Source organism: Pseudomonas sp. GD03875 (genome assembly GCF_029840585.1).
GTDB classification, from domain to species: domain Bacteria; phylum Pseudomonadota; class Gammaproteobacteria; order Pseudomonadales; family Pseudomonadaceae; genus Aquipseudomonas; species Aquipseudomonas paralcaligenes.
In genome coordinates this window covers 1-17834 of the sequence record NZ_JAOCCV010000021.1, presented here as the reverse complement: position 1 = coordinate 17834, position 17834 = coordinate 1, and the positions used below count along the sequence as shown (strand labels likewise).

18 protein-coding genes are annotated in these 17834 nt (G+C 69.0%); 8 read left to right on the top strand and 10 right to left on the bottom strand.

The window, feature by feature from the left end:
* Positions 1-2: 2 nt before the first annotated feature.
* Together N5D30_RS17610 and N5D30_RS17605 are read left to right on the top strand one after the other, a co-directional pair.
* Positions 3-1511 carry a PepSY domain-containing protein gene (locus N5D30_RS17610; RefSeq protein WP_279909995.1) on the top strand — a complete coding sequence of 503 codons (1509 nt, stop codon included), beginning with the start codon at positions 3-5 and terminating at the stop codon, positions 1509-1511.
* A complete protein-coding gene (locus N5D30_RS17605; RefSeq protein ID WP_279909993.1) occupies positions 1508-1990 on the top strand; it encodes a copper chaperone PCu(A)C in 483 nt (160 codons plus the stop codon). Before N5D30_RS17610 ends, N5D30_RS17605 begins: the two co-directional genes overlap by 4 nt.
* Positions 1991-2044: 54 nt before the next feature.
* Here the strand turns inward: N5D30_RS17605 and N5D30_RS17600 are convergent, their stop codons facing one another.
* The 10 genes from N5D30_RS17600 to N5D30_RS17555 all read right to left on the bottom strand — a co-directional run bounded on the left by N5D30_RS17600 (position 2045) and on the right by N5D30_RS17555 (position 9885).
* Positions 2045-2332, bottom strand: a complete 288-nt coding sequence (locus N5D30_RS17600) for a HigA family addiction module antitoxin (RefSeq protein ID WP_279909992.1) — start codon at positions 2330-2332, stop codon at positions 2045-2047.
* Positions 2333-2346: 14 nt separating this feature from the next.
* Positions 2347-2625, bottom strand: a complete 279-nt coding sequence (locus tag N5D30_RS17595) for a type II toxin-antitoxin system RelE/ParE family toxin (protein WP_279903274.1) — start codon at positions 2623-2625, stop codon at positions 2347-2349.
* 76 nt (positions 2626-2701) lie between these two features.
* Entirely contained in the window at positions 2702-3127 is a 426-nt protein-coding gene (locus N5D30_RS17590; RefSeq protein ID WP_279909990.1) for an NUDIX hydrolase, read from the bottom strand.
* 24 nt (positions 3128-3151) lie between these two features.
* On the bottom strand, positions 3152-3688 hold the full coding sequence (locus tag N5D30_RS17585) for a hypothetical protein (RefSeq protein WP_279909989.1): 537 nt from the start codon (positions 3686-3688) through the stop codon (positions 3152-3154).
* Between the two features lie 60 nt (positions 3689-3748).
* Positions 3749-4594, bottom strand: a complete 846-nt coding sequence (locus tag N5D30_RS17580; protein ID WP_279909988.1) for an amidohydrolase family protein — start codon at positions 4592-4594, stop codon at positions 3749-3751.
* The gene (gene ssuD, locus N5D30_RS17575; protein ID WP_279909987.1) at positions 4591-5721 is read right to left on the bottom strand and encodes an FMNH2-dependent alkanesulfonate monooxygenase; all 1131 of its coding nucleotides are present in this window, start codon (positions 5719-5721) and stop codon (positions 4591-4593) included. Before ssuD ends, N5D30_RS17580 begins: the two co-directional genes overlap by 4 nt.
* Before the next feature lie 158 nt (positions 5722-5879).
* Entirely contained in the window at positions 5880-6980 is a 1101-nt protein-coding gene (locus N5D30_RS17570) for a sigma-54 dependent transcriptional regulator (RefSeq protein ID WP_220815535.1), read from the bottom strand.
* 9 nt (positions 6981-6989) lie between these two features.
* Entirely contained in the window at positions 6990-8177 is a 1188-nt protein-coding gene (locus N5D30_RS17565) for an acyl-CoA dehydrogenase family protein (RefSeq protein WP_220815534.1), read from the bottom strand.
* Positions 8178-8199: 22 nt separating this feature from the next.
* Positions 8200-8775, bottom strand: a complete 576-nt coding sequence (gene msuE / locus N5D30_RS17560; RefSeq protein ID WP_279909986.1) for an FMN reductase — start codon at positions 8773-8775, stop codon at positions 8200-8202.
* 186 nt (positions 8776-8961) lie between these two features.
* Complete coding sequence (locus N5D30_RS17555; RefSeq protein ID WP_220815532.1) at positions 8962-9885, bottom strand: LysR family transcriptional regulator; 924 nt, start codon at positions 9883-9885, stop codon at positions 8962-8964.
* A gap of 325 nt (positions 9886-10210) precedes the next feature.
* On the opposite strand from N5D30_RS17555, the gene N5D30_RS17550 reads away from it, so the two are divergent.
* From N5D30_RS17550 to N5D30_RS17525, 6 genes are all read left to right on the top strand, one after another.
* Positions 10211-12619, top strand: a complete 2409-nt coding sequence (locus N5D30_RS17550; protein ID WP_279909985.1) for a TonB-dependent receptor — start codon at positions 10211-10213, stop codon at positions 12617-12619.
* A gap of 244 nt (positions 12620-12863) precedes the next feature.
* Positions 12864-13778 carry a TauD/TfdA family dioxygenase gene (locus N5D30_RS17545; RefSeq protein WP_279909984.1) on the top strand — a complete coding sequence of 305 codons (915 nt, stop codon included), beginning with the start codon at positions 12864-12866 and terminating at the stop codon, positions 13776-13778.
* Positions 13779-13788: 10 nt separating this feature from the next.
* On the top strand, positions 13789-14679 hold the full coding sequence (locus N5D30_RS17540) for a TauD/TfdA family dioxygenase (protein WP_279909983.1): 891 nt from the start codon (positions 13789-13791) through the stop codon (positions 14677-14679).
* Between the two features lie 971 nt (positions 14680-15650).
* A complete protein-coding gene (locus N5D30_RS17535; RefSeq protein WP_279909982.1) occupies positions 15651-16430 on the top strand; it encodes an energy transducer TonB in 780 nt (259 codons plus the stop codon).
* A gap of 80 nt (positions 16431-16510) precedes the next feature.
* The gene (locus tag N5D30_RS17530; RefSeq protein ID WP_220811673.1) at positions 16511-17227 is read left to right on the top strand and encodes a MotA/TolQ/ExbB proton channel family protein; all 717 of its coding nucleotides are present in this window, start codon (positions 16511-16513) and stop codon (positions 17225-17227) included.
* A 1-nt stretch (position 17228) separates the two neighbouring features.
* On the top strand, positions 17229-17630 hold the full coding sequence (locus tag N5D30_RS17525; protein WP_220811675.1) for a biopolymer transporter ExbD: 402 nt from the start codon (positions 17229-17231) through the stop codon (positions 17628-17630).
* Positions 17631-17834 lie beyond the last annotated feature (204 nt).

The following is a 17834-nucleotide window of genomic DNA, read 5'->3' as shown; positions in this document are numbered from 1 at the left end:
CGATGAAGCGCTACCTGTACCTCTGGCACCGCTGGCTGGGCATCGTCCTGTGCCTGTTCATGGCGCTGTGGTTCGTGTCCGGCGTGGTCATGCTCTATGTCGGCTACCCCAAGCTGACGCCGGCGGAACACCTGGCCCACCTGCCCGAGCTGCCGGCGCAGGATTGCTGCGTCGACCCGGTCCGGGCCCTGGCGGCCAGCGGCCGCGGCGACGCCCCGCAGGCGCTGCGCCTGAGCAGCGTGGCGGGCGGCCCGCGCTACCTGCTCGACTACGCCGACGGCACCCGCCTGGCAGTGGATGGCCGCAGCGGCCGGCGGATCGAGCAGGTCGACGCGGCCGCCGCGCTGGCCAGTGCGCGGCAGTTCGCCGGCACCGCGCCGGTGCGCTACTTCGACCGCATCCAGGAAGACGCCTGGAGCCGCTCGCGGGCCCTCGACCGCGACCGGCCGCTGCACCGGGTGCAGGTGGACGACGCGGCCGGCAGCCTGCTCTACGTCTCCGGCCGCACCGGCGCCGTGGTGCGCGACGCCAGCCGCACCGAGCGGGCCTGGAACTGGCTGGGCGCCTGGCTGCACTGGCTGTATCCGCTGCGCGACAGCGCCTGGTGGACACCCATCGTCATTTACCTGTCGCTGGCCGCCACCCTCATGGCCGTGCTCGGCCAGGCCGTCGGCCTGCTGCGCTGGCGCTTCGGCAGACCCTACCGCAGCGGCTCGCGCTCGCCCTACGCGGGCGGCTTCGCCCGCTGGCACCACCTCGGCGGCCTGCTGTTCGGCCTGGTGCTGATCGCCTGGATCTTCAGCGGCCTGATGTCGATGAACCCCTGGCGCCTGTTCGCCAGCGCATCGACGCTGCCGGCCGCCGCCTATCGCGGCGCCGAGCTGGGCGCCGGCAGCGACCCGCAGCCGGTGGCCGAGACCCTGGAGCGTTTCCGCCAGGCCGGGCTGGCCGTGCGCGAGCTGCACTGGCAGGTGGTCGGCGGCGAGGTCTACCGGGTGGCCTACGACGGCGCGGGCGACAGTCGCATCCTGCCGGTCGCCGAGGGCGCCGTCGTGCTGCAGCGGCTGCCCGCTGCCACCCTGGAAAGTGCCGCCCGCGCCATGCGGCCCGCCGGCGCCGTGCGCTTCGACTGGCTGGAGGACTACGACGCCTACTACTACCGGCGCGCCGAGCAGAGCATGTACGGCCACCAGAGCCGGCGCCTGCCCGTGCTGCGTGTGCGCTTCGACGATCCGGCCGCCACCTGGCTACACCTCGACCCATACAGCGGCGCGCTGCTGGAACAGCTCGACGCCCGCCAGCGCACCTCGCGCTGGCTGTTCAACCTGCTGCACAGCTGGGACTGGCAACCGCTGCTGGAGCGCCCGCGGCTGCGCGAGGCGCTGATGATCGCCTTCAGCCTCGGCGGCCTGGCCATCAGCGTCACCGGCATCGTCCTCGGCTGGCGCCGCCTGCGCGGCCGCCGCCGGCGTATCCTGCGAACACTCATCCCCCAAGGAGACACCCCATGAAGCTGACCGGATTCCTCCTCCTCGCCACCCTGGCGGGCTTGCCCGCCATGGCCGCTGCCCACGGGCACGACGATGGCGGCGCGCTGCACATCGACGCGCCCTGGTCGCGGGAGATGCCGCCCACGGCGCCCACGGCCGCGGTGTACTTCACCGTGCGCAACGAAGGCGGCGCCGACCGCCTGCTGGGCGCCGCGACCCCGGCCGCCGGCAAGGCGGAACTGCACGAGCACCTGCACCAGAATGGCATGATGAAGATGCAGCAGGTCACCGCCGTGGACATCCCCGCGAACGGCTCGGTGGCCTTCGCCCCCATGGGCTACCACGTGATGCTGTTCGACCTGCCGAAGCAGCACACCGACGGCGACCGCTTCCCGCTGACCCTGCGCTTCGAGCACGCCGGCGAGGTGCAGGTCGAGGTGCCGGTGCTGCGCGATCCGCCGGCGAGCCAGGGCCAGGGGATGCAGCACCACGGGCATTGAACCGGGAGCCCGGAGGGGCGTGAGAACGGGGTGGGTTACACTCGCCCCGACGCGTCAGGCCGCGTGATCGAGCCTGGTGATGGCCGGCAGCGGACGCTGGCGGGCCTGCCACAGATCGTAGTCGGCCTGGATGCCGAGCCAGAGGCGGGCGCTGCTGATGCCCGCCATTTCCAGGCGCAGGGCCAGGTCGGGCGAGATCGCCGTGTGGCCGTGGAGCACCCGCGACAGGGCCTCGCGGGAATAGCCCAGGTGCCTGGCGAACGCGGTGACGCTCAGGCCCAGGGCGGGCAGTACGTCTTCGCGCAGGGTCTCGCCGGGATGAGGAGGATTGTAGAGAGGCATGTCGGTTCTCCTGCTCAGTGGTAATCCAGATAGTCGACCAGCTCCACGTCTGAGCCGATGAAGCGGAAGATCAGCCGCCAGTTGCCGGATACCGTGATGGACCAGAAGCCGGCCAGGTCGCCCCGCAGCGGGTGGAGGCGCCAGCCCGGCACGTTCAGGTCACCGGGTACGGTGGCGCGGTCCAGTATCTGCAACTGGCGTTTCAGGCGGGCGCCATGGGCGGCCTGGATGCCCCGGGTGTTGCCGGTCTCGTGGAAGAGGTGCAAGCCCTTGTGCCTGAAACTGACGATCATCGCCTTGCCGCTCCCGATCCTTGGAAGGTCGAGGGATTGTGACTCTATGGGTCACAGTTCGCAAGCGATCCGAGGTCTAGCGCAGCAACGCCGCCAGGCCATCGGGATACAGTGGCAGCTCGGCGGAGAACGAGTCGAGGGTGCGCCACCGGGCCTGGAAGGGTTCGCCGTTGCTTTCCTCGCCGGCCAGGAACGGCCGCTCGTACAGTGAGGCATCGGCGAACTCGCCGTCGTAGATCACCACCAGTTCGTGGCCGGGCTCGCCGTTGTAGATGAACAGGTTCTCCAGGGTGCCGAGCTTGCGCAGGTTGACGACTTCGGCGCCCAGCTCCTCGCGGATTTCCCGCACCAGGGCCTCGGCCGAGGTCTCGCCGAACTCGATGCCGCCGCCCAGCGGGCGGCAGTAGTCCTGCTGCTTGATGGCGTCGTGAGCCTGGTTGACCAGGATGCGGTCGCCCTGGCGAAACAGGCAGAGCGCCTTGGCGCGTATCTGGCGGGGCATGGGGATGGTCCTTGAACGGTGATGTCAGCGCCGGAGCAGGTCGGGCAGGGCGGCGATCAGGTTGCCGAGGTCCTGCGCGTCCTTGTCTTCCAGCGCCTGGCGGTTGGCCTTGTAGAGGAAGGTGATCAGCGGGTTGAGCAGGGCGATGCCGTCCGCGCCGGCGACGGCGTGGCTGCACTGCGGCCAGCGGATGCGCGGGTCGCGGCGATAGTAGACCTCGTCGCCTTCGTCGTCGAATACCAGGATCTGCAGGACCCAGTGTTCCCGCGTGGCATCGCTGATCCAGATGTCGTGGACCCGCGCCGGCACCTCGCCGCCGTCCCAGGCGCGGTGCTGGCCCGGCGGGTCGCAGAGGAACACCCGTTCGCGGCCGATGGCGTTCAGGCAGGCCGTCAGCCGGGAGCGGAGCACGCCGATGTCGATGTCGCCGTGGGCGCGGGTCTGGCGGCCGAGGAGGGCGTCCACGGAGTGGCCGCCGCAGAGCACCCAGTCGCGGAAGTCTGCCAGGTGGGTCTGCAGCTGCGGGATGCTCGGGGATTGCCAGCGGGTGGGGGTGTGCATGGGTGTCTCGTCCTCCGGGAGCGCGCGGCCGGGCGGCCGCGCGTCACCCTAGCGGAGGTTTCACAGGCCGAACAGGCGCTCGGCGTTGCCGTGGAAGAACTTCTCCAGCACCTCGTCCTTCAGTCCCAGGCGCTGGGCGTCCTCGATGCTCTGGCGGATCGGGCGGAAGGTGTAGGACGAGCCGAACAGCAGCTGGTCGGCGAGGAAGCCGTTGGCCGCCTGCACGTAGCCTTCGCTGCCGGGCAGGAACAGGTACATGTCCGGCACCAGGGAGATGTTTTCGTAGCGGAAGGCCACGCCGATGGCCTGCTGCACGTTGGGCCAGTAGCCGTGGTAGGCGACGATGCGCAGCTCCGGGAAGGCGCGGGCCACGGCCGCCAGGCGGCCGGGGTCGTTGTAGGCCGGGTCCGGGGTGGTCGGCCCGCTCATCAGGAACAGCGGGATGCCGCGTTGCTGCAGGTGCTCGTAGATCGGCCAGTACAGCGCGTCGTCCGGGTGCCGCGCCGGCTCGGCGAAGCCCGGCTCCAGGTCGATGCCGGCCAGGCCGAGCACGTCGATGGCACGGTCGATTTCCGCCAGCGCGCCTTCCACGCCCTGCAGCGCCGGCTCCACCGAGCCGACGCCGAGCAGTTCGGCGTGGCCGTGGACGATGCCGTGGATGCGGTCGTTGGGCAGGTGCTGGCCCGGCGTGTGGCGGCCAACCACCACTGCCTTGTGCAGGCCGGCCTCGCGCACTTCGGCGAGGAAGCCCTCCTGGGTCAGCGAGCGCTCGAAGTGGTCGTCCGCGCCCCGGGTGCCCACGCGCCGGTTGAGCCAGCGGGCCACGTCATGCTCGGGCGAGCCCGGCACGCCGCCGAAGAAGGGATGCAGGAAGGCCGGCCGGCAGCGCAGGTCGATGACCTTCATGCCACCTTCTCCTTGCCGGCGCGCACGTCGAAGGCGCCGCCGGTGAAGGCGCCGTCCACGGTGACCTTGCCCTTGCCGGGCAGCAGCGGGAACACCAGCTCGGCGAAGCGGTAGGCCTCTTCCAGGTGCGGGTAGCCGGACAGCACGAAGCTGTCGACGCCCAGTTCGGCGTATTCCAGCAGGCGCGCGGCCACGGTCTCGGGGTCGCCGACCAGCGCGGTGCCGGCGCCGCCGCGCACCAGGCCGACGCCGGCCCACAGGTTGGGTGCCACTTCCAGCTTGTTGCGGTCGCCGCCGTGCAGCGCGGCCATGCGCCGCTGGCCCTCGGAGTCCATTTTGGCGTAGTTGGCCTGGGCGGCGGCGATGGTGGCGTCGTCGAGGTGGCTTATCAGCTCGTCGGCGGCGGCCCAGGCGGCCTCGTTGGTCTCGCGCACGATCACGTGCAGGCGCACGCCGAAGCGCACGGTGCGGCCGTGCTTGGCGGCGCGCTCACGCACGTCGGCGATCTTCTCGGCCACGGCGGCCGGCGGCTCGCCCCAGGTCAGGTAGGCGTCCACGTGCTTGGCCGCCAGTTCGTGGGCGGCGGGGGAGGAGCCGCCGAAGTACAGCGGCGGATAGGGCTGCTGCACGGGCGGGAAGAAGTTCTGCGCGCCCTCGACCCGGAGGTGCTTGCCAGTGAAGTCGACGGTCTCGCCTTCGAGCAGGCGGCGCCAGATGGTGAGGAATTCGTCGGAGGCCTCGTAGCGCTCGTCGTGCTGGAGGAACACGCCGTCGGCGGCCAGTTCGGTGGCGTCGCCGCCGGGCACCACGTTGAGCAGCAGGCGTCCGCCGCTGGCCTGGTCCAGGCTGGCCGCTTGGCGCGCCGAGGCGGTGGGGTTGCCCAGCGAGGTGCGCAGGGCCACCAGCAGCTTGATGCGCTGGGTCACCGGCACCAGGCTGGCGGCGGTCACCCAGGGGTCGAGGCAGCTCGCCCCGGTGGGGATCAGCAGGCCGTCGTAGCCGAGCTGGTCGGCGGCCACGGCGATCTGCCGCATGTAGGCGTTGGTGGCCGGCCGGCCGCTGGCCGAGTGGCCCAGGTAGCGAGTGTCGCCGGAAGTAGGCAGGAACCAGAAGATATCCAGACTCATGATGTTGTCCTCGTTGCCATCGTCGATAGGGTGGGGGTGCACGCGTGGCATTCTTGTGTGGCCATGGTCCCCGTCGGCCGCCGCAGGGCACCGTGCGCATCGGTGCGCGCGGCGCACCCTACGGTTCTGGCGTTGGCGGGTGACATGGCGTCTGTCGTTCAGATCGAAAGGTTGATGACCCGGCTGGCGGAGGGGCTCTCCACCGGCCGGCGTTTGTTCACCACCAGTTCGCCGATGCGGATCAGGTGGCTGCGGGTGATGTTGCGCGACAGCCCCAGCAGGTTGGCGGTGTGCACTTGGTTGTGGTGGCAGAAGCGGTAGGCGGCGCGCAGCAGGGCGTCCTCGACCTTCTCGTGCAGCGCCCCGCCCTGTTCCTCGAACAGCCGGTGGAAGGCCCGCAGCAGCTGCTCGTCGGCGCTCTCCGCGCGTGGCCGGCTGTCTTCCTCGCGCTCGATGCGCAGGTTGGACAGGTGCAGGTCCTCGGCGCGGATCAACTGGTCGCGGCAGATCAGCAGGGTGTGGTGGATGACGTTTTCCAGCTCGCGGATGTTGCCCGGCCAGTCGTAGCCGGCCAGGCGCTGGCGGGCGTCCTCGCCCAGGCTGACTTCGGCGTAACCCAGGCGCCGGCTGTACTCGGCGATGAAGTGGCGGGCCAGCGGCAGGATGTCGCCGGGCCGCTCGCGCAGCGGGTGCAGCTGCAGGCTGACCACGTTGAGGCGGTAGTACAGGTCCTCGCGGAAGTGGCCGGCGTTGATCGCCTTTTCCAGGTGCACGTTGGTCGCCGCCAGCACCCGCACGTTGATCGGGATGCTCTTGCGCGAGCCCAGGCGCACCACCTCGCGCTCCTGCAGCACGCGCAGCAGCTTGACCTGGATCGGCATCGGCAGGTCGCCGATCTCGTCGAGGAACAGGGTGCCGCCGTTGGCTTCCTCGAACCAGCCGGCCTTGGCCGCCAGGGCGCCGGTGAAGGCGCCCTTCTCATGGCCGAACAGTTCGGCTTCCACCAGCGACTCGGAGAAGGCGCCGCAGTTGACCGCCACGAACGGGCCGTTGCGCCGGCCGCTGAGGTTGTGGATGTGACGCGCGACCAGCTCCTTGCCCGTACCGGTTTCGCCGATGATCAGGACGCTGGCCTCGCTGGGGGCGACCTGTTGCAGATGGGCGAGCAGCGCCTGCGATCTGGGGTCTTCGAAGACCTGAGCGGTCGCCCTGATCGAGGTGGCCAGTGTCGGTGACGGGGGGAGGGTCAGCAGTTGCATGGGCGTGCCTTACGAGTAGAAGGACGGGGTAGGGCGCGTGCCGTTCAGTGCCCAGTCGCCCAGCTCGTGGATGCGGTAGTCCACGGGGTCGTGCAGGGTCTGGGTGCGCAGGTTGCGCCAGAAACGGTCCAGGCGCAGCGAGGCGTGGGTGGCGCGCGCGCCGGTGACTTCGAACAGCCGGTTGCACAGGTCGAGCCCGTGGCGGGTGGCGGCCACCTTGGCGGTGCCGATGGCCAGCGCCAGCTGGGCGCGTTCCTCGGTGCTCAGCGCGTGCTCCTTGCTCCAGGCCTCGTCGAGCTGGGCGGCGGCGCGCTCGATGAGCAGGCGCACGCTCTCCAGGCCGACCCAGAACTCGCCGTAGTGGCGCAGGATGTACGGGTCCTCGCTGCTGTGGCGGGCGCTGGAGCGGAACCAGGGGCGGCTCTCCTTGAGGCTGTACTGGCGCGCCTCCTCGAAGGCGCCTTCGGCGATGCCGAGGAACAGGTTGGCGAAGTGCAGCTGGGCGATCAGTGGGCGCAGGCAGGCGAACGGCGTGCTCAGCGGGCCGGGGTCGAGCAGCAGCTCGCCGTGCTCGACCCGTACCCGCTCGAAGGTGGCGCTGCCGCTGTCGGTCTGGCGCTGGCCGATGTTGTCCCAGTCGTCGTGCAGGCTGATGCCGGTGCGGCCGCTGGGGATGGCGGCGATCAGCAGCTTGCCGCCGGCGCCCTCGTCCACGGCGGAGGCGATCAGCATCTCCGAGTCGCTGGCGCCGGAGCAGAAGCTCTTCTTGCCGGAGAACTCGTACCAGCCGTCGAACTTCTTCACCACGGTGCGGGTGTCCAGCGGGTTGAGGGCGTTGCCCCAGAACCAGTTCTTGCGCGCGGTCTGCTCGAACCAGGGTTGCCACTGCTCGGGGCGGGCGAACAGGCGCACGGTGGCCAGCATCAAGTGCTGGAAGCCGAAGACGTGGGCGATGGAGCTGTCGACCCGGGCGAACTCGCGGTTCACCTCGAAGATTTCGCTCCAGCTGGCGCCGATGCCGCCGAACTGGGTGGGGATCGCCAGCGCCAGCAGGCCGCTGGCGCGCAGCGCGTCGCGCTCGGCCTTCGGCGTGCCGCCACGGGCGTCGCGCTCCACCGCGGTCTCGGCGAACTGGGCGGCGAGGCGGCGCGCGGTCTGCAGCGGTTTGAGGAGGGTGGGTTGCTGATTCAGGCTCATGGTGGTCTTCCCGCTCGGCTCGTCAGGCGATCTTGCGCAGCGCGGCGGCGCGCGGCTCGGTCGCGCCGCGCAGCACCTGGGCGGCCCGTTCGGCGGCCAGCTCGACGCGCGCCTGCAGCGCCGCGCTGGCGATGCGGTAGTCGTGGAAGTCGGCCTCGGCGGCGTACACGCCGATGGGCAGGGTCAGCGACTGGAAGAAGCTGAACAGCGGGCGCAGCTGGTGATCGATGACCAGCGCATGGCGCTCGCTGCCGCCGGTGGCGGCCAGCAGCACCGGGGTGTCGATCAGCGCGTGCTGGTCGATCAGGTCGAACAGGTGCTTGAACTGGCCCGGGTAGGAACCGCGGTAGACCGGCGCGGCGACGATCAGCAGGTCGGCGCGCTCGATGGCGGCGAGCTGCGCTTCCACGTCGGCGGGCAGTTCGCCGCGCGACAGGGCGCCTCCGACCGGCCGGGCGATGTCGCCCAGCTCGATCAGTCGGCTGTCGAAGTCCAGGTGCCGGCCGAGGGCCTCGACGAGGGCCACGGTCAGGACCTGGGTGCGCGACGGGCGATAGGCTCCACCCGAGACAGCGACGACGTTGAAGGAGGTGCTCATGGTTGGTGTTCCTTTGGCAGGGGGCGGGGCCTGTTCCAGAGCAAGTCCCGTTCCATGCCGTTAAATCCTTGCCAATCAATGGTTTGGCGTTTTTCTGCGCCGGACGCGGCTGTTGTCCGGCGGGCGAACTGTTGATTCGCTGTTGCCCGGCGGACAGTTGCCCGGCTGTTGCTCCGGCAACACTCGTCAGGCGGCGGCCGTCTGGCTCTGCTGGCCGTCCAGCTCGATCAGCAGCTCGATCATCGCCTTGGCCGCCGGCGACAGGCGGAAGCCGGTGCGGGTGACGATGCCGCAGCGCGCCTGCAGGCTGTCCAGGTTGGTCGGCAGGTTGCGCAGGTGCAGTTGCACCAGCTCGCCGCTGCGCAGGTGCTGCCCCAGCGACTCGAAGGTGGCGATGCCGATGGCGTCGCTGCGCCGCACCAGTTCCTCCAGCAGGGGGAAATGCTCGCACTCCAGCTGTGGCTCGAAGCTGGCCTTGCCGCTGAGGTTGGCCAGCGCCTTGCGCGCGCCCATGGGGATGCGCGTGGCGGCCAGCGGGTAGTCGAACAGGTCGTTGGTCGACAGGCTCTCCTTGATCAGCAGCGGGTGCCCGGGGCGGCAGAAGAACAGGCCGGGTCGTGGCCGCAGCGCCTGGGTCTGCACGCTGGGGTCGGACTCGAAGTGGCGGATGTCGGCGATGAAGAACTCGATCTCGTCGCGCCCCAGGCTGCGGCTCAGGCTCTCCCAGTTGTTCACCTCGAAGCGCGCGCGGATGCGCGGGTAGCGCTGCATGAACTGCAGCAGGGCGTCCGGCACCAGGCGCGCGGCCAGCGCCGGGCCGCAGCCGAAGCGCAGCTCGCCGGCGTCGAGCTTGGTCATCTGGTTGATTTCGTGGGTCAGGTTGCTGGCGCCGCGTACCAGCGCCAGGGCGTGCTGCAGCACCACCTGGCCCTCCGGCGTGGGCCGCAGGTCCTTGCTGGCGCGGTCCACCAGCACGCAGCCCAGCTCGTGCTCCAGGCCCTGGATGCTGCGGCTGAAGGCCGGCTGGGTGATGCCCATGGCATCGGCTGCGCGGACGAAGCTGCGGTGTTCGTGGAGAGCGAGGAAATAGCGGAGCTGGCGCAAATCCATGATGCGTTACCGGCATTGAAAATATAGGACGAAGGCATTTGTGCCTTCCGTGGTGCAGGTTTTAAATGCAGGCTCTTATTCCGTCAATCTAAGTAAATTAATAAAACTAGATCAAAAAAGAATATGAATATGGCCGAGCAATCCGAGGGCACTGTCATGCGGGCATCCGTTTCCCCGTGGTCCGCGCCGCGCTGTCGCTGATCCGTTGCCGGGCCTTCCCGGCCCGACCCCCACCACCCCGACCGTTTCCGCCATCGCCCCGCGTGCGCGATGCGGCCCGCTGCCGCCCGCATCCGGCGGCGGGCGATCAGCCAAGGAACACACCATGAGTCATCTCCGAACGCCGCAGACCCTCGCCAGACCCTTCTCGCTGCCACGCTCCCGGCCGCTCTCGCCGTGGCGCGTGGCGACACCCGAATATGCCCTGACCCTGCTGCTGGCCCTGGCCGCGCCGGGCCATGTGCTGGCCGAGGAGGCCGCCGCCGCGCCGAGCGTCGCTACGCCGGGCGTCGCCACGCCGGGCGCCGAGGAGGACGTGGCGCTGGGCAAGGTCACCGTCACCGCGCGCCGCCGCGAGGAGAACGTGCAGGACGTGCCGACCCCCATCACCACCCTCAGCGGCGCCACCCTGGAGCAGCAGAAGGTGTACAAGGTGCAGGACCTGCAGCAGGTGCTGCCCAGCGTCAACGTCGCCTACATCCACGCGCGCCAGTCCAGCGTCGCGGTGCGCGGCATCGGCAACAACCCGGCCAGCGACGGCCTGGAGGGCAGCGCCGGCATCTACCTGGACAACATCTACCTGGGCCGACCGGGCATGGCCGTGTTCGACCTGCTCGACGTGGAGCAGCTGGAACTGCTGCGCGGCCCCCAGGGCACCCTGTTCGGCAAGAACACCACGGCCGGGGTGATCAACATCAGCACCCGCAAGCCGACCTTCACCCCCGAGCGCAGCGTCGAGATCACCGGCGGCGAGCGCGGCCTGTTCCAGGGCAAGGGCACCGTCTCCGGGCCGCTGACCGAGACCCTGGCCGGGCGCCTGTCGCTCTACCGCACCCGCGACGACGGCTACATCGACAACCGCCACGACGACCGCACCTTCGTCGGCGGCGATCGCGAGGGCGCGCGCGGCCAGCTGCTGTTCGAGCCGAACGACGACTTCAGCCTGCGCTGGATCGCCGACTACAACCAGGAAAACTCCACCAATGGCGTGTGGGCCCTGTACGGCGTCACCGACCGCTTCCGCGAGCGCGCCGCGCTGATCGGTGGCAACCCGCAGTACGACCCGAAGAAGCGCGAGGTCAATATCAACGGCGCGCAGTCGGTCAACGTCTACCAGGGCGGCTCCTCGCTGGAGGCCAACTGGAACCTGGACGGCGGCTACACCTTCACCTCCATCAGCGGCTACCGCTACTGGCACTTCATCCCGCGCAACGACGTCGACTTCACCGAAGCCGACGCCTTCATCCACAGCGGCGTGGAGGTGCACGACCGGCAGTTCTCCCAGGAATTCCGCCTGGCCTCGCCCACCGGCGGCAGCTTCGACTACGTGGTCGGCGCCTACCTGTTCAACCAGAACCTGGGCAACAAGACCGTGCAGGACTTCGGCCCCTACGCCGACCCGTTCCTGACCGGCGCCAACCTCGGCATCTTCAACAACACCCGCACCCAGACCAACGGCAAGATCGAGACCGACAGCTTCGCCCTGTTCGGCCAGGCCAACTGGCACCTCAGCGACCGCCTCGACCTGACCGTCGGCGTGCGCGGCACCTACGAGGAAAAGACCGCGCGCCTGCACCGCTTCGCCCCGGACGGCGGCGCGGCCCTGCCGCCGGCGCTGGACGCCATCCGCCAACGGCAGATGGGCGCCCTCGACACCGGCGACTTCGGCCTGCACAACGCCGCGCCGTCCGGCCTGGTCAGCCTCAGCTACCGCTTCCGCGCCGACCTGCTCGGCTACGCCAGCCTGGCCCACGGCGAGAAATCCGGCGGGGTCAACCTGGTGGCGCCGGTGGCCGGCTTCGGCGCGGACTCGCTGGTGGTCGGCCCGGAGCGCGCCAACGACGCCGAGCTGGGCTTCAAGAGCACCCTCGATGATGGTCGCCTGCTGTTCAACGCCAACCTGTTCTGGACCGGCATCCACGGCTACCAGGCCACCACCCTGACCACCCCGGCCGGCTCGCTGACCCCGGTGTCGGTGCTGGCCAACGCCGGCAGCGTGCGTTCGCGCGGCGTGGAGTTCGAGGCCAGCTACCGGCCGCTGCGCGGCCTGACCCTGAACTTCAACGGCTCCTACAACGACGTCACCTACCTCAGCTTCGAGAACGCGCCGTGCCCGGGCGAGGTGAACACCGTCAACCCCAACGCCGTGTGCGACCTGACCGGCGAACGGGTGGTGGGCGCCTCCAAGTGGATCGGCAACGCCAACGGCGAATACACCTGGCAGCTCGACGGCGGCCTGCGTCCCTACGTCAACGCCGGCTACGCCTACCGCTCCGAGGCCGAGGGCACGCTGGACAACTCCGGCCTCTCGAAGATCGACGGCTACGGCCTGCTCAACCTGGCCGCCGGCGTGCGCGCCGACCTGGGCGACGGCGAGCTGGACGCCTCGCTCTGGGTACGCAACGCCACCGACGAGGACTACTACCTGACCGCCTTCGCCATGGCCAACGGCGCCTACACCGCCTCCGTGGGCCAGCCGCGCACCGCCGGCCTGACCCTGCGTTACGACTTCTGATCCTTAGCCCTGCTTACGATCTTTCGAGCGGCACGGTTCTTTTACTGAAACCTTGGTTTGCAACCCGTCACCCCGGCGCTGGACGGGGTCCGGGAAACCGACAGGCGACTCGGCTCCGGCCACTGGGTACCGGCCTGCGCCGGTATGGCGGGCTTCGTAGCCCCGCGTTTTAGAGAAGGACCGAGCGGCTGGCAGGTTCGGAAAGATCGCAAACAGATTCTTAGCCCCCCAAGGAGCACTACCCATGAGCAACGCCGCAATCGCAGTACCTGCTTCTACAAAAGCCGCCGTACAACTCGATATCCACCCGGTCGCTGGGCGCATCGGCGCCGAAATCCGCGACATCCGCCTCTCCGCCGAGCTGGACGCGGCCACCGTGGACGCCCTCCAGGCCGCCCTGGTCGAACACAAGGTGCTGTTCTTCCGCGACCAGACCCAGCTCGACGACCAGGCCCAGGAAGCCTTCGCCAAGCTGCTCGGCGAGCCGGTCGCCCACCCGACCGTGCCGGTGCGCGACGGCACCCGGTACCTGCTGGAGCTGGACGGCGCCCAGGGCCAGCGGGCCAACTCCTGGCACACCGACGTGACTTTCGTCGACGCCTACCCCAAGGCCTCGATCCTGCGCTCCGTGGTGGCCGCCCGGGCCGGCGGCGACACCGTCTGGGCCAACACCGAGAGCGCCTACGACGACCTGCCGGAGCACCTGCGCGAACTGGCCGACAAGCTCTGGGCGGTGCACAGCAACGAATACGACTACGCCGGCGTGCGCCCCAACGTCGAGCTGGCCAGGCTGGAGGAATACCGCAAGGTGTTCGCCTCCACCGTCTACGAGACCGAGCACCCGGTGGTGCGCGTGCACCCGGTCAGCGGCCGCCGCAGCCTGCTGCTCGGCCACTTCGTCAAGCGCATCAAGGGCCTGTCGCGGGACGACTCGCAGCGCCTGTTCGACATCCTCCAGGGCCACGTCACCCGCTTGGAGAACACCGTGCGCTGGCGCTGGCGCGAAGGCGATGTGGCCATCTGGGACAACCGCGCCACCCAGCACTACGCGGTGGACGACTACGGCACCCAGGACCGCGTGGTGCGCCGCGTGACCCTGTCCGGCGACGTGCCGGTCGGCGTCGACGGCCGCCGCAGCCAGACCACCCGCAAGGGTTGAGGAGAACGCCATGAGCCACAACGTCACCGCCCTGCGCCAGCCCGCCGACGGCCTGCGCATCCAGCCGCTCACCGCGCCCCTGGGCGCCGAGATCCACAATCTGGATGCGCGCGTCGACCCGACGCCCGAACAGGTCCTGGCCCTCAAGCAGGCCCTGCGCGACCACCACATCCTGATCTTCAAGCGGCAGCAGCTGGACGACGCCCAGTTCCTGCGCTTCACCTCCTGGTTCGGCTCGGTGTTCCAGCCGCACCCGGACTTCCCGGTGCTGTCCTCCGGGGCCGACGGCAAGGCGCCGGACATCGTCAAGGTGGCCAACACCGAGGACGGCGAACTGGGCAACTTCGCCCTGCCGGCGCACAGCGACCACCAGTGGACGCCGACGCCCTCGGCCGGCTCGCTGCTCTACGCCCTGGAAGTGCCGGAGGAGGGCGGCGAGACCCGCTGGACCAACCTGGCCCTGGCCTACAGCGCGCTGGACGAGGACACCCGGCGCGAGATCGACGGCCTCAAACTGATCAACTACAACCCCTTCGTGCGCATCAAGAGCGGCGGCTACAACGGCGGCTTCGTCACCTACCGCACGCCGGACATCGAGCCGATCCAGGGCACCGAGCACCCGCTGGTGCGCACCCATCCGGAGAGCGGCAAGAAGCTGCTGTTCCTCAGCGTGCACACCGAAGTGGAGATTCCCGGCTACGACCCGGAAAAAGGCGCGGCACTGATCGCGCGCCTGCGCGAGCACCTGGGCGACCCGCGCTTTTCCTACACCCACACATGGGAGGTGGGCGACATCGTGTACTGGGACAACCAGGCCACCCTGCACGCCCGCAACGCCTTCCCGGCCACCCAGCGGCGGCGCTTGAAACGCATCAGCCTGGCGGGGAGCCGGCCGTTCTGAGAAGGGCTTCGGAGGCTTGATCCTCGGCGGCGCGCTCCCTGGTGGGGTACGCCGTTTTTTGTGCGTGATGGGGGCCGAGGGTGGTTCGTAGGGTGCGCCGCGCGCACCGCCACCAAACCATCGGTGTGCGCGGCGCACCCTACACGCAACGCCGCTTTTTGTAGGAGCGAGCTTGCTCGCGAACCAGGCCCGCAAAGAGCTTCGCGAGCAGAGCTCGCTCCTACAGGTAGCCCGGATGAAATCCGGGGAAAGGTGCCGATCTATCCCGGATTGCATCCGGGCTACGTGAAAGCGTTGCTTTCATTCCAACGCCCAAGAAACTTCCAGACAACTCGGAGTTCGAGTTTCCGTCAGGAGGCCGAGTGGAGGTGTCGCGTAGGGGACGAGCCGCAGGGTGCGGCGAAAGAATTAGGCGTCCCCGCATAACGGGCCATGGATGGCCCGTGTATGCCAGCCCCCGGATGCTGGAGGTGTGCTTTCTTTTGCTTACTTTTCTTTGCGCCGGACGGCGATCCGCAAACAAAGCAACGAAGCGAAGCGGAGTAACAGCCGCAGGCTGGACCGAAGGGTGAGCGAAGCGAATCAAAGTGAGTCGCCCGGGTGGGCGAAATCAGAAGTGTCGAAGCACACAGCAATCGGCTGGAAATCCAAGCACCAAACCAACACCGCCCCCGGATTTCATCCGGGCTACGAACGGTGCGCACGGCGCACCCTACGCGGCACTCCCAATTCGTCGTGGGCTTTCAATGCCTATCAGGCAATTTTTCCATGCCTTAAAGGCATGAGATTTTTAATAACCAATAAATTCAATAACTTAATCGTTATATATTCCTTAAAGATATTTAAAAGTTATTAAAAATTACTTTAAGGGATAAGCAGGCTCGCCAATCATGCCTCCCACGAACGAACCGCTCTGCCCCGAGGCTTTGCGCGGTTCGCCAGCGAAAGTCATGAATCAGGGAGTCTTGCCGATGGGCAATGTCCTCAAGGCCGACCAGATCGGCGAAGTGTTCCGCCGCGATGCCGAGGTCCTCGACCTCGGTGTCTCGCTGCGCCAGGCCCTGGGTCTGCAGCGCCACGTCCCGTCGCGGCAGCGGCCGGTGCTGGGCCGGCGCGAGGCCGTGCTGCTGGGGTTGTTCGCCCTGACCCTGCACGGCGCCGTCATCTACTGGCTGAGCCAGCGTACCGAGCCGGTGCTGCCGGAAGTGCCGGTGCAGATACCGCCGATGACCATCGAGTTCGCCGCTCCGCCGCCTCCGCCCGAGCCGGTCATCGAGCCGCCGCCACCGCCGGTGGTCGAGGAGCTGGCGGTCAAGCCGCCGCCCCCCGAGCCGCCGCCCAAGCCGAAGCCCCAGCCGCCGAAGCCCAAGCCGAAGCCGGTGCCCAAGCCGGTCGAGCCGCCGCCCACGCCGCCCAAGGCCGAGACGCCGCCGACCCCGCCGGCTCCGACACCGCCGCCGGCCCCGGTGGAAACGCCGCCTTCGGCCAACGCCGCGTACCTGAAGAACCCGGCGCCGGAATACCCGAGCCTGGCCCAGCGCCGTGGCTGGGAAGGCACGGTGCTGCTGCGGGTGCACGTCCAGGCCAACGGCAAGCCGAGCGAGATCCAGGTGCAGAAGAGCAGCGGCCGCGACGCCCTCGACGAGGCCGCGGTGCGCGCGGTCAAGCGCTGGAGCTTCGTGCCGGCCAAGCGCGGCGACGAGACCATCGCCGGCTGGGTGACCGTACCGCTGGACTTCCGTTTGAATTGAAAGCCGCCTGAACCGACCGAAGCGGCGCCCGCCGGCGCCGCACCTGCACAGACTGCAACACGATCCACGAGGAATGCGACATGAACCTGCTTACCGACTCCCCCTTCCAATCGGTCGAACACAGCGTCATCTGGCTGCTGATCGGCTTCTCCGTCATCACCTGGGGCCTGGCCCTGATCAAGGGCATCCAGTTCGCCCGCCAGCGCTACCAGGACCGCCGCTTCCACAAGCAGTTCTGGGCCGCCACCAGCCTGGAGTCGGCCGCCGAGCAGGGCCAGCAGCAGAGCGGCGCGGTCGCCCGCCTGGCCCAGGCCGGCTTCGCCGCCATCCAGGTGCAGGACGGCCACGCCCATGACCTGGCCCAGTCGATCAACCACCAGGACCGCCTGGAGCGCTCCCTGCGCCAGCAGATCCAGCGCGAGCGCCGCTCCCTGGAGTCCGGCCTGGCGGTGCTCGCCTCGATCGGATCGACCTCGCCCTTCATCGGCCTGTTCGGCACCGTGTGGGGCATCATGGAAGCGCTCAAGGGCATCAGCGCGGCGGGCAACGCCAGCCTGGAAACCGTGGCCGGCCCCATCGGCGCGGCGCTGGTCGCCACCGGTGTGGGCATTGCCGTCGCCGTGCCGGCGGTGCTGGTCTACAACTACTTCCTGCGCCGCCTCAAGCTGACCGCCGCCGACCTCGACGACTTCGCCCACGACTTCTACAGCCTGGCGCAGAAGAGCGCGTTCAAGGTCATCAGCCACCCCGGCGCGCGCAAGCCGCAGCAGCCGCAGAACGTGAAGGAGGCCGTCTGACATGGCCTTCTCCACCCAGGACAGCGACGAAGTCCTCTCCGAGATCAACGTCACCCCGCTGGTGGACGTCATGCTGGTGCTGCTGGTGGTGTTCATCGTCACCGCGCCGCTGCTGACCAACTCCATCCCGATCAACCTGCCGAAGACCGAGGCCGTGGCCCCGGCGGACCAGAAGGACCCGCTGGTGGTGAGCATCGACGGCGACGGCAAGCTGTACATCAACAAGGACGAAATCCAGCCCGAACTGCTGGAGAGCAGCCTGGCCGAAGCCAAGGCCAAGGACGCCGAGATCAAGGTGCAGCTGCAGGCCGACGACACCGTGGACTACGGCGTGGTGGCCAAGGCCATGGCCAGCATCGAACGCGCCGGCATCACCAAACTGGCGGTGATCACCGCCCGCTAGACCCTTTCTCGAGGACCGTTCTTACCAGGCAGGGGGACGGTCCTTTTTTTATTCATGGAGTGGGCCCCGTCCAGCCGGAAACCATCCTCGCAGCGGCAGAAAGATCCACCAGGCAACGCGGAGCCCGAGTCCCCGTCAGGAGGCCGAGTGGAGGTGTCGCGCAGGGGGACGAGCCGCAGGGACGCGGCGAGAGGCATAACGGGC

Coding starts and splice junctions, on each gene's coding strand:
- ssuD (WP_279909987.1), bottom strand. CDS start 5,721: ATGAGTCTGGATATCTTCTGGTTCCTGCCTACTTCCGGCGACACTCGC.
- N5D30_RS17540 (WP_279909983.1), top strand. CDS start 13,789: ATGAGCCACAACGTCACCGCCCTGCGCCAGCCCGCCGACGGCCTGCGC.
- N5D30_RS17600 (WP_279909992.1), bottom strand. CDS start 2,332: ATGCCTCTCTACAATCCTCCTCATCCCGGCGAGACCCTGCGCGAAGAC.
- N5D30_RS17585 (WP_279909989.1), bottom strand. CDS start 3,688: ATGCACACCCCCACCCGCTGGCAATCCCCGAGCATCCCGCAGCTGCAG.
- N5D30_RS17545 (WP_279909984.1), top strand. CDS start 12,864: ATGAGCAACGCCGCAATCGCAGTACCTGCTTCTACAAAAGCCGCCGTA.
- N5D30_RS17525 (WP_220811675.1), top strand. CDS start 17,229: ATGGCCTTCTCCACCCAGGACAGCGACGAAGTCCTCTCCGAGATCAAC.
- msuE (WP_279909986.1), bottom strand. CDS start 8,775: ATGAGCACCTCCTTCAACGTCGTCGCTGTCTCGGGTGGAGCCTATCGC.
- N5D30_RS17570 (WP_220815535.1), bottom strand. CDS start 6,980: ATGCAACTGCTGACCCTCCCCCCGTCACCGACACTGGCCACCTCGATC.
- N5D30_RS17530 (WP_220811673.1), top strand. CDS start 16,511: ATGAACCTGCTTACCGACTCCCCCTTCCAATCGGTCGAACACAGCGTC.
- N5D30_RS17550 (WP_279909985.1), top strand. CDS start 10,211: ATGAGTCATCTCCGAACGCCGCAGACCCTCGCCAGACCCTTCTCGCTG.
- N5D30_RS17595 (WP_279903274.1), bottom strand. CDS start 2,625: ATGATCGTCAGTTTCAGGCACAAGGGCTTGCACCTCTTCCACGAGACC.
- N5D30_RS17610 (WP_279909995.1), top strand. CDS start 3: ATGAAGCGCTACCTGTACCTCTGGCACCGCTGGCTGGGCATCGTCCTG.
- N5D30_RS17535 (WP_279909982.1), top strand. CDS start 15,651: ATGGGCAATGTCCTCAAGGCCGACCAGATCGGCGAAGTGTTCCGCCGC.
- N5D30_RS17580 (WP_279909988.1), bottom strand. CDS start 4,594: ATGAAGGTCATCGACCTGCGCTGCCGGCCGGCCTTCCTGCATCCCTTC.
- N5D30_RS17565 (WP_220815534.1), bottom strand. CDS start 8,177: ATGAGCCTGAATCAGCAACCCACCCTCCTCAAACCGCTGCAGACCGCG.
- N5D30_RS17590 (WP_279909990.1), bottom strand. CDS start 3,127: ATGCCCCGCCAGATACGCGCCAAGGCGCTCTGCCTGTTTCGCCAGGGC.
- N5D30_RS17605 (WP_279909993.1), top strand. CDS start 1,508: ATGAAGCTGACCGGATTCCTCCTCCTCGCCACCCTGGCGGGCTTGCCC.
- N5D30_RS17555 (WP_220815532.1), bottom strand. CDS start 9,885: ATGGATTTGCGCCAGCTCCGCTATTTCCTCGCTCTCCACGAACACCGC.